At 63.8% G+C, this 10670-nt stretch carries 11 protein-coding genes; all 11 read right to left on the minus strand.

The features are described from left to right. Positions 1 to 623, minus strand: a 623-nt coding sequence (locus ACLQ62_RS05900) for an amino acid ABC transporter permease (protein WP_411720731.1), incomplete at its 3' end; no start/stop codon positions are given. 25 nt (positions 624 to 648) lie between these two features. Further along, positions 649 to 1476: an amino acid ABC transporter substrate-binding protein gene (locus tag ACLQ62_RS05905; RefSeq protein WP_411720732.1), complete on the minus strand. Its 828-nt coding sequence runs from the start codon at positions 1474 to 1476 to the stop codon at positions 649 to 651. 509 nt (positions 1477 to 1985) lie between these two features. Continuing rightward, positions 1986 to 3833, minus strand: coding sequence for a DUF222 domain-containing protein (locus tag ACLQ62_RS05910; RefSeq protein WP_411720733.1), 1848 nt, complete (start codon positions 3831 to 3833; stop codon positions 1986 to 1988). 132 nt (positions 3834 to 3965) lie between these two features. After that, positions 3966 to 4640, minus strand: a complete 675-nt coding sequence (pilO, locus tag ACLQ62_RS05915) for a type 4a pilus biogenesis protein PilO (protein WP_411720734.1) — start codon at positions 4638 to 4640, stop codon at positions 3966 to 3968. Then, complete coding sequence (locus ACLQ62_RS05920) at positions 4637 to 5305, minus strand: hypothetical protein (protein WP_411720735.1); 669 nt, start codon at positions 5303 to 5305, stop codon at positions 4637 to 4639. Before ACLQ62_RS05920 ends, pilO begins: the two co-directional genes overlap by 4 nt. After that, the gene (gene pilM / locus ACLQ62_RS05925; RefSeq protein ID WP_411720736.1) at positions 5302 to 6357 is read right to left on the minus strand and encodes a type IV pilus assembly protein PilM; all 1056 of its coding nucleotides are present in this window, start codon (positions 6355 to 6357) and stop codon (positions 5302 to 5304) included. The genes ACLQ62_RS05920 and pilM overlap by 4 nt, the downstream gene beginning before the upstream one ends. 8 nt (positions 6358 to 6365) lie before the next feature. Next, entirely contained in the window at positions 6366 to 7184 is an 819-nt protein-coding gene (locus ACLQ62_RS05930; protein ID WP_411720737.1) for a prepilin peptidase, read from the minus strand. A gap of 2 nt (positions 7185 to 7186) precedes the next feature. Then, on the minus strand, positions 7187 to 8824 hold the full coding sequence (locus ACLQ62_RS05935) for a hypothetical protein (RefSeq protein ID WP_411720738.1): 1638 nt from the start codon (positions 8822 to 8824) through the stop codon (positions 7187 to 7189). After that, a complete protein-coding gene (locus tag ACLQ62_RS05940) occupies positions 8815 to 9369 on the minus strand; it encodes a PilW family protein (RefSeq protein WP_411720739.1) in 555 nt (184 codons plus the stop codon). Before ACLQ62_RS05940 ends, ACLQ62_RS05935 begins: the two co-directional genes overlap by 10 nt. Continuing rightward, on the minus strand, positions 9366 to 9815 hold the full coding sequence (locus ACLQ62_RS05945) for a hypothetical protein (protein ID WP_411720740.1): 450 nt from the start codon (positions 9813 to 9815) through the stop codon (positions 9366 to 9368). Before ACLQ62_RS05945 ends, ACLQ62_RS05940 begins: the two co-directional genes overlap by 4 nt. Positions 9816 to 9903: 88 nt before the next feature. Then, positions 9904 to 10410, minus strand: a complete 507-nt coding sequence (locus ACLQ62_RS05950; RefSeq protein ID WP_411720741.1) for a type II secretion system protein — start codon at positions 10408 to 10410, stop codon at positions 9904 to 9906. Positions 10411 to 10670: the final 260 nt, after the last annotated feature.

Here is a 10670-nt window from a genome sequence, read left to right on the forward strand (position 1 = left end):
GATGAGAGCACGAGGCAGATCACCCAGTAGATCAGGGCGGCTTCGATGTAGACGAGCATGAATTCCTGGCTGAACGCCGCGATCCTCTGGGCCACGCGGAACATCTCGGTGACGAGAATCACCGACGCCAACGAGGTGTCCTTGACGAGGCTGATGAAGGTGTTCGACAGCGGAGGCACCGAGACCCGGGCTGCCTGCGGCAGGATGATCCGGCGAAGGGCGCGCGCCCGGGACATGCCGATCGTGTACGCGGCTTCCCACTGGCCCTTGTGCACGGAAAGGATCGCCGCGCGGATCACTTCGGCGGCGTACCCGCCGACGTTGAGCGAGAACGCGATGATGGCGCTCGGCCAGGGGTCGATCGTGAGGCCGATCGACGGCAGCCCGTAGAAGATGATGAAGAGCTGGACCAGCAACGGAGTGCCGCGAATCACCGAGATGTAGCCGCGTGCGGTGCTCGAGACGACCCTGTTGCGTGACAGCCGCATCAACGCGACGAAGAGGGCGATAACAAGCCCGAGCGCGAACGAGATCAGCGCGAGCGGGATCGTTCCGGCGATCGCCCCGGACACGAGAGGCCACAATGAGCTCCAAAAAAGCTCCCATGCGGCTTCGGAAACCATGAGGGCAGTATCGCAGGTGCCGCTGTTACTTGCTCACGTCCTCACCGAAGTACTTCTCGGAGAGTTCGGCCAGTGTGCCGTCTTCGCTGAGTTCGGCAAGCGCCTCGTTAATGGCGTCGACGAGGTCGTCGCTGCCCTTCTTCAGGGCGAAGGCGCTCTGCGAGGCCTCCTCGGTTTCGGCGACGACCTTGATGCCGGCATCCGGTTTCTGCTTGAGGTAGTCGAGGTAGGTCAGCTTGTCGTTGACCGTGGCGTCGATGCGGCCCTGCTCGAGGAGCTCGACGGCCTGTGCCCAGCCTTCAACGGCTTCGACGGTGGCGCCGGCTTCTTCGGCGACCGCGTACCAGTTGCTCGTGTTGGACTGCGCGGTGGTCTTGCCTTCGAGGTCCTCGAGTGACGTGATGTCTGTGTTGTCCTCGGCGACGATGAGGACGCCGGGCGAGATCGTGTACGGGTCGCTCAGGGTGTATTTCTCTTCGCGCTCTTCGTTGATCGAGACCTGGTTGGCGATGATGTCGAACCGGCCGGCCTCGAGGCCGGCGAAGATGCCGTCCCACTGGGTCTCTTCGAACTGCACGTCGAGGTCGAGCTTCTCGGCCACGGCGGTGACGACATCGACGTCGTACCCGGTGAGGTCGCCTGCTCCGCCTTCGTGGTAGCTGAACGGCTTGTAGGTGCCTTCGGTTCCGACGATGAGCACGCCGGCTTCAGTCACCCGTTCAAGGGCGCTGTCGCTGGCCTTCGGCGAAGCGCTCCCGCCGCCGGATGCCGTTGCGCAACCGGCGAGAGTGACGGCGAGCCCGGTCGCGACGGTGACGGCAGCAATCCTTGAGAAAACGGAGCGTGAAGACATGGTGGTGGGTTTCCTTCTCGAAGTGGATGAGGCATCCCGGTCGATCGGACTCTGCGGATGCCTCAGCAGCGAGCGTAGGCCGCTGTGTGCCGCGTGCAAAGTTGAGTGACGCACGGTTACGAGTGGGGTAACGCAGCGCCGCGCTCCTTTATGCCCGCCTCGTATTCCTTTCTGCCGGCCACCTATTCGCCTTTATGCTCGTCACTTCTCCGGTGGTTGAGTAGGGCCCGAACGCGGCGCCTCCTCCGGTGATCGAGTAGCGCACGAACGCGGCGCCTCCTCTGGTGATTGAGTAGGGCCCGAACGCGGCGCCTCCTCTGGTGATCGAGTAGCGCCAGCCCGTCGACGCGGCCGCAAAGCGGCCTTGCTCACGATCCAAGCGAAGTGAGGCAGCGAATCGAACCCCCGCTCCGCACCTGCACGCTCCCCCCTGCCCGCACCTCCTGCTCCGCACCTGCCGGTCCCCTCCTGCCGCTCACGTGGAGCCACGTGCGGCCGAAGTACCCGAGTCAGCCAGTCCTCCGGTCTGCCCACGGCGGGTCGGCGGAGCTCTCCCCCGGCACCCGATCGTCCGGCTCCTGTCGAGCCTCCTCGGTGGCGCTGGCCACGGCGGCCGCTGCTTCGTTCTCGGCAGCGTCTCGTGTCTCTGTCGCTCGGAGTCGAAGCCGTTCCTTCTCCAACGGTGACTTCGACGGCATCCGGATCGGTTCCCGCTCGCCGTCGACTCCCGGCGGCGGGATCAAATAGTACTCACCTTCGATCCGCACGATCCGGTAGCCGAGATTGTGCACGAGGTGGTGGTGGTACGGGCAGAGCAATACCCCGTCGGCTAGGTCGGTGCACCCATCGTGCGCTACCCACTCATTGATATGGTGTGCTTCGCAGTACGACGGCGGCACGTCGCATCCGTCGATTCGGCAGCCTCCATCGCGAATCGACATCGCGATTAGCGGCTTGGTTCCGAACAGTCGCTGCTCGCGGCCCACGTCGAGCGCGGTACCGGACGTGTCCATCAGGACGGGGCGAATGCCGCTGACGCAGATCTGCTTTTCGATCATTCCGGCGGGGACTGTGTCCTTGCTGTCCTCGAAATATCCGGTCCCGGTGGAGCGACTGTTACCGTCATCACCGGTGGTTCTGGTGTCCAGTTGCTCCTGGGTGATCACGAGGCGCACGCCCGGCTGCCTGGACCCGTATGTTTCGGTGGGCTCAGCCTGCACTCCGACGCGCAGGGCGCCCATCAGGGTGTCGTACACAATCTGGTCGTTCGTCCGGGGATCGAGCCGAAGCTTCTCTGCCCGTTCCGCCTCGGCGGGGTCCACCATTCTTGGGCCTCCGCGGCGCGCACGCATGGCTGCGCCGACGATCGATTCCATCCACGCCGCTCCTTCGTCCTCGAAGGTGACATAAGCGGTCTTCGTGCCGTCATCGGAACGGCCGAACCGCCACTTCCGGTTGGCGTAGCGTTCGTTCCATCTCAGCTGCACGCCAGCCGGATCGATCCGGTCGCGGACCTGGCGGGCCCGGAATCCGAGTTCATCGGCGTTCACCCCGGCCGCATCCTCGATGATCTCCTCGGCAGCGGCCCTCAACGTCTCGGCATCGACCCGATCATTCGGGATTCCAAGCCCACGCATGATAATTGTCACCGATTCAGACCTGATGACCCCATCGCGGGCCGCCCGCGTCAACGGCTCGTGCCAGGGAATTACCGGCGCTGGGCGCATGACCGCCCCACCAATGTCTCTCGAGCCTTCGGGGCTGTCCGGATCTGGACTGATCTCGAGCAACCCATCGGTGTCGACCACTCGATCGTCGCTCGGCTGCTCCGGCGGAAAAGCGACGGGGTGAGTGGCGGCATCCGCTTCGCCCATTGCCTCGCCGAGCCGCATCTGTCGGAAAGCTTCGTTCTTCGTCGACCCCGTCAGCCGCTGGATCAGGTTCACGGCAGTGCGGTCACCTGTCGACTGCGCCCAGCCGGCGTAGCCGAGATCACGGGCCGAACGCTTCGCGGCCACACCGGCCCCTGCTGCGATCACCTCATCGAACTCGGACTTCGCGCGGGCAGCGTCACGCAGCAGTGCTTCGAGATCGACGTTGGGAGCCTGATCCAGAACCATCGACAACGGCGCAATATTTGCGGAGGTGCCCGTGCATGACGATGCCCTCGTTAACGACGAACCGGCACCGCTGGAATCAGCGATACCGGTGGGGGAAGCCTCGGCAGGCTCGAGTGCCGGCTCCGGGCCTGCGGCTACTCCAGCCTCGTCAGCTGCGGCGATGGCGTCTTCATACCGAGCGAGTTGGTCACACACCCGAAGGGCGACCTCTCGAATCTGCTCGGATAATTTAGCCATGCTTCATTCTACCAAAATGTTCGAGAAAAGTGAAAGTTATTCACAGATAGAATCGAAGATTTATTCTACAGATCGAGACGCCGCGTGAGCGCACTGAGCCGCCACAGCGTGCTTACTCATCAACGGATGCCGCTACTCCGCCGGCTTCTCGGCAGGCTGCTCCGCCTTCGGGTCTGGCTGCACGTAGACGAGCCCGTCAACCGTCATCTTGCCGCCAGCGCTTTCGATGTCGATCACGATGTCGGTCACCAGAAAGAGCCGGGGGCCGAACTGCACACTCTTGAGGAAGTCGGCCATCGGCCCGACGTCGCCGGTCACAATAACTGTGACCGGAATCGAGACGAGGTCCGTCGTCACCGGCACCGCAGCAGGTGCGTCCGGCGTCGGTTCGCCAGCGGCTGATTCAGGTCCCGCTGAATCGGCGGGCGTAGGAGCAGCCGCTTCCGGCACGGGTGTCGCAGGCGTCAGTTCGAGGGGGGTTCCTGCCGTGATCGACTCGATGCCCACCGAATTCTTCAACGCAAGCTCGTTCAACTGACCCAGGAGTGTCGAGACGGCTGGGTCGCTCGGCAACGCCACCCGGAGAGCGGCGAGCTCGTTCTTCAGTTCGGGAAGCCGGTCGTCGAGCTTTCGCAACGTGAGCACGGTCTGCTCGTGCGCCTGATTCACGGTCGCGACGGATGCACGTTCGTCGTCTGCCTTGCGGGCTTCGGCCAATTGCGGCTCAATGCCGGTGAACCAGCCGAGGAGCACGACGACCACGGCGACGAGCGCGATGGCTGCTATCCATAGCTTTGTCCGGGTCATTCGTCGCCCTCGGTTTCTTCGGCGAATCGGTTGAGGAAGGCTTCCTTGTTCACTTGCACCTGGATGGCGACGACGAAGCCGGCTTGTTCGTTCCCGTCAACTTTCACCGGGGGCGCGATTCCGGCGAATCCGGTCAGGCTTTCTAACTGATCGAGCCAAATCTCGACCTCGGGAACGGTCTGGCTCGTCGCCTCGATCGAGATGGTGGCGACGCTCTCCCCCTGCAGCGGCGCCTCAGGAGCGACCGAGGTCTCTGCGGGTGAGATGGAGTCCACCCGGATCGACGTCAGGGAGATTCCGGTCGGAATCGTCGCGTCGATCTCGGCCAGGTACGCTTCCCAGTCAATCTCCGTGGCCATTCCGACTTCTCTCGCTGTGACAGCGAGGGTGATTGCGTTGTTCACGCTCCTGGCCTCTGCATAGGTGAGCTGTTCAGCGAGCAGCGCGTCAGTGCGGGCACGTTCGGCGGCAAGCAGGACACCTGCTGTTATCGAGCGCACCGTGGCGAAGGCGAAACCTCCAGCCACGAGCACGGCGAGGATGACGAGACCGACGAGAAGTTTACGCACGAGCGCCTTGCCGCGCTGTTCGTTGCGGACTTCCTGGGGCAGCAGGTCTGCTCGTGGCACGCCACCGAGCGTCAGGTCCGGCTGTGCGGCGCTCATGCCACAACTCCCAGTCCGAGCCCGAGAGCCACCGTCATGCGGCTGCGGCGGTCCTCGTCGTCGGGGACAGGTGCGACCTGTTTTCGGGAGCCGGAAGCGGGCTCGGCACCGAACGGCTGGATCGGGGTGATAGGGACCCGGGTCATCGCACCAAGGGCTTGCGCGAACCCGGAAAGCCGCGCGCCTCCCCCGGTCAACGCAATCCGATGGGCGGTCCCGTCGTGGCGGGTGTTCGCGAAGTACTTGAGAGTGTTCCGCAAGCTGCTGAGCAACTCACCCGATGTTTCCTCGATCACCCCGGCGGCAGTGCGGAGTTCTGGGGGAACGGAAGCCGGAGCCAGACCGATGCTCCTTTTGAGACCCTCGGCTTGCTGCCGCTCGATCTCGAGTCGTGACATAAGTGCGCGCGTGACATCGTCCCCGCCAGCAGGAATGATCCGGACGAAGCGGGGCACGCCGTCGATCGCGAGCACGACGTTCGTCGTCGACGCTCCCACGTCGATGAGGGCGGTGGTCTCACCGGTCGACCTGCCGAGCACTCGCTGGAGTGCGAAACCGATGAGGTCCACACCGACCGGAGACAGACCTGCCTCGCGCACAGCCCGGAGGTTGATCATCACCGCTTCCTTGACTGCTGCGATGAGCAGGCCGCTCACGGCTGGGCCGTTCTCACTCTCTACCTCGGCAATCGGGTAGAAGTCGAGAAGCGCGTCCGCGACGGGAACCTGAATGAGGTCTTGCACGTGAAACGGCAACGATTCCCGGATGCTGGCCAGCGGCATCCGGGGGACAGTCAGGTCCCTGGCGAGCACCTTCTGGTTGCCCATGCCGATGACGACGTCCTTGGTCTTGAACTTGCCGTCCAGCCACAACCGTTTGAGGGCGGCAGCGACGGTGTTCACTTCGAGCACTTCACCACTGCGCACGGCGCCGTCGAGAAGTGGAACTTCGTGGTATCGCAGGATGCTTGGCCCCGTTTTGGGCATCATCCGCACTTCGACCCCGCGCACCGCGGTCTCGCCGATGTCCAGGCCGACAATGTGTGCCGTCATTCTTCCCCCTACCCCACACCGAATAATGACAGATATTCGGACGCCAGTTGCTCTCCTCCGAGGATGCCGACCCACGCGCCTCCGATCATCCATGGACCGAACGGAATCCCGCTCTTCAGATTTGCCCGCCTCAGGGCGACCAGAATCAGGCTGAACACTCCCCCAAGGAGGAAAGCGGCGAATGCGCCGACGGCGAAAGCTTCCCAACCCAGCCAGCCTAAATAGAGACCGAGTACGCCGGCCAGTTTGACGTCTCCGTAGCCCATTCCGCCCGGGTAAATCAGCGCGAGCAGCAGGTAGATCCCGAAGAGGCAGGTCGCTCCGATCAGGGCTGTGGCGATCCGGCCCGGTTCGGATGCGAGCAGCGCGGCGGTGGCAAGCAGCACTGCGGCCACGGGGTACGAGGGCAGCACGATCGCGTTCGGAAGTTTGCGCGTGTCGATGTCGATGAGGGCGAGGGCCACGCTGATCGCACCGAGGTACAGATAGCCGAGAACGGTGACAACCGTCCCGACGAGCAGGGATGGATCGGTCATGGCGCTTCCGAAACGGAGGGCGATGACCGCAAAGAAGACCGCCGTCCCGAGTTCGACCAGCGGATACCGTGGCGAGATTGCGATCTGGCAGTCCCGGCATCGGCCGCGCAGCAGCAGCCAGGAAAGCACAGGGATGTTGTCCCAGGGGCGGATGGGTGCAGAGCAGCCCCCGCACGCGCTCGGTGGCGCGACGATCGAACGCCCAGCCGGGACACGAAAGATGACGACGTTGAGGAACGACCCGATCAGTGAACCGAATATCCCCGCGCCGGTCGCCAGGAGACCAACCACCGCTACCCCAGCTCCCGGACGCTGACCCGGTTGCCGAGGTGGCCTCCACTCAGCACAACTGTCGGCGGCACTCCCCCTGAGAGGTCCACTCCCGGGATGCCGACGGGAACGAAGGTCAGTTTTGCCTGCGAGCCGAATTTCACTTCGCCGCCGTAAAGCTGACCACGCCATCCGTCGCGGTCGCTGAAGATCTTGCACGGCGTGTACGCCATCACCGCGACGGTGTTCGGGATGTTGGATTCGTTGTTCATATTGATGCCGTTTGAGTCCGCCGTGCAGGTGGGTACGCCGTCTGCGGTGTTGTCCGGCTCGATGAACCAGAGACTCTTCTGGGTCGGGTTCACTGCATCCGGGTGCACGTTCGTCACGTTGAACTTGGTGAAATCGAATCCGTGCGCGATGAATGCGATGTTGGTTTTCAGGTTCAGCGTGTCGATATTTGAGTCGGTCTTCAGACCGTCCGGGCAGATGCTGAGCACGTTCACGACTGTCGGGATCGTGCGGGCAGAAAGTGTCGCCCACATGGGATGCCCGTTGCTCACGGTGCATACACCTGTCCAGAGCACTTCTTCGTAGCCTTTCGTGGCCCAGGTCGTCGACGGGTAGGCGACATCCGTCCAGTTTGGAATGAGCGGAACTGGCGGTTGTTGCAGTCCCTCGACCGCCGAACTCCGCGTACCACCCGGCACGCCGGCATCCGAGATGGTCCCACTGGAGATGATGCTTCCTTTGACTGTGGAACCGGACGCGACCTTTGCAACGCTCGAGGTGGTGCCAGCCACGGTGACATTCCCCTCGGCCGTAGATGCACTGCTGCTCAGTACGCTTACGCTGCCACCGGCATAGATGTCACCGTGGACGACAGTCCCGCCTTTGACCGTCACCACTTCACTCGGTGATGCAACGCCGTTTCCGACCGCGATGATGTCGCCGCGAACTCGGCTGCTGCCGCTGGCGAAAATTCTTTTCGACACGTGGAGCGAGCCGGTGACCTCGCAGTTGTCGAGATTGGCGGATCCGTTTCCCAGGATGACATCGCCAGCGATTTTGGCGTTGTTGATGCAGTTGACGTCGCCGTTCTTGATTTGCAGGTCAGCGGCGATGCTGTTGTCCGACGACGCAAGGTTGAAGCTTTTGAGGTCCCCCTCCATTGTGTGGGCGTACACGGCCGCGTCGATGTCGGGAACGGTGACGTAGTCGGGAATGTAGTTGTAGATCGCCTGGATCACGCTGCGGTTGCCTGAGGTTGCCCCGGCGACGCCCGGGGTAGCCGCTGTCCCAGTCGATTTGATCCGCACCTGTGTTGCGGTGGGGGGCGGGCAGCCGGGCACCCAGATGCCGGCCGATTCGTATTCGATGGCAGCACGGAAGAGTGGTTTCGTCGTCGACTCATAGACGGCGCCTGCGGTTGAGCAGCTCGACGTTGTCTGGAGGCCAACCACGGCGACGTCGATTCCCGCCTCCGCCGCCGCGCGCGATTGGACGTCGGCCCGTGCGGAACTCGTCACGGACAGGCCGTGGACGGTGGCGGTGACGATCGTCACTCCGATGACGGCGGTGACCATCATGAGGGCGAGCACGCCGATGAGCGCGCTGCCCGATTCGCGAGGGTGCCGCCGTGCGGGAAACTTCAGAAGCATGGCGCAGTCTCCACTCCGGTCGCGGGCACGGGCTGTCGGCTGAAGGCCGACGTCTTGATGAGGATGGGGCGTCCGTTGCCGGTCGCAGCTTCGAGGGTGAGATCCACCTGACGGTCTGCGCCGGTCAGGGCGAAGACGGGCGCGCCGGCGACCTGGCGGATGTTCTCGCCGAGGAGAGTCCAGGTTCGCGCCTCCGTGGCTGTCGGCGTGGGAATCGCCGTCGCTGACGTGGTCATGCGTACCTCTCCTGCGCCGTAGTACCAGGCGCGGCACACCGAGCCGGTGGTGGCATCGGTAGTCCGGGCCGTGAGGAGCTGGCTGTCGGTCGCAGGAGCGGTGAGCCGGATGGCGCTGGCGTTCCGCACCGCTTTGGTGACGGACTGGGAGATGAGCTGGCCGGTGTCGGCACCCTCGACCGAGTTCCGCACTGTTTGTTCCGCCTTGAGAGAGTTGATGAGAATGCCCCCGACGATGAGAAGCACGACGGTGGCGAGCATCATGTAGACGAGCAACTCGATGAGGGTGAACCCGCGTTCGGTCCTCATGGCGTCGGCACCGGAGTGGGCGTAGGTGCAGTAGCCGACTCCACATAAACCATCGTGACCGCCTCAGCGAGGGGAAGCGAGCTTCCTGCCTTAGTGACGGTCACCTCCACGCGGACGACACCTGGATAGCTCGCTGGGCAGGTGCCAGCCACGGAGTCGGGCTGGAATTCGGTGCCCCGCGGGTCAGTGGTCGGCAGAACAGTGGCAGCGGCGAACGCCCGCACATCGGAGCAATTGGGAGGCACGGCTCGGACCGCGTCCAGTTGCTGGTTGAGCAGCTGGCTGGCGGTTGCGACCGTCGCGCTTGTCACGGATGCCGTCATGCCCTGGATTAGCAGCGGGAGGAAGGCCATCGCGAGGAGGGCGAGGAGGAACATCGAGACGACGATTTCGACGATCCCGAGTCCTGCGTCCTCCGCGGCGGAAGGGCGCTGTGGCGTCTGCACGGTGCGGCCTCCTTCCGGGCGGTTCAACCAAAGAAGCCGAGCAGGGCGTCGTACCTTCCGACGCCCTGCTCGGCAGAGTTCTACTGGACTATGTCGTTGGAACTACCTTGAAGGTAGTGGCGTTGCACGTTCCTTCGACCACTCCGCTGGTGTCATCCGCCGCCCATGGCTTCATGGCCGCTCCGACCTTGACGTCGCTGTGGGTGCCGAGGATGCAAAACGCAGCGATGGTTCCGGTAACCGTAAGCGTGACCTTCGTGTCGCCGCCCGTCGCAGCAGTCTTGATTGCTGTGAGCTCAGCGTCAGTCGGGAAGGTCTCGGTGTCGACCATCTTGGCGACGATCGCCGTCTTGGCATTACCGATCGCCGACTCGACCGCGCTGCCCTTTGCCTGCTCCTGCTGGCCCAGGAAGATCGGGATCGCGATGACCGCGGTCTTGGCGTTGGTCAGGTCGCTCTTGACGCCCGAGTCCTTGGCGTTGTTCTGCACGCCGAGGTACACGGGGATGGCGATCGCGGCGAGGATGCCGATGATGATGACGACGACGAGGAGCTCGATCAGAGTGAAGCCACGCTCAGGCTCATCCCGCTGCATGCTGACCCCTTAGGAGAACGAATGACGGCCTCAGGGGCGGTCCCCCGAAAGGAACCGCCCCTGCCCAGCCGCAAGGCTGATCGTGCAGCTTGCCGTGGATCAGAAGCTGCAGGCTGCGCCTTCTACGGGCTTGCCGACGCTGCTGTCGTAGAGGAAGTCGGCGGTGGTGTACCGAGTGTCCGCGACGTTGATGCAGTAGGCCGTGGCACTGGTCGTCAGAGTCACGGTCTGGACGGCGGCGTCGTACTGGAATCCCTCGG

Source organism: Mycetocola sp., assembly GCF_046716805.1.
Classification (GTDB): Bacteria; Actinomycetota; Actinomycetes; order Actinomycetales; family Microbacteriaceae; genus Mycetocola_A.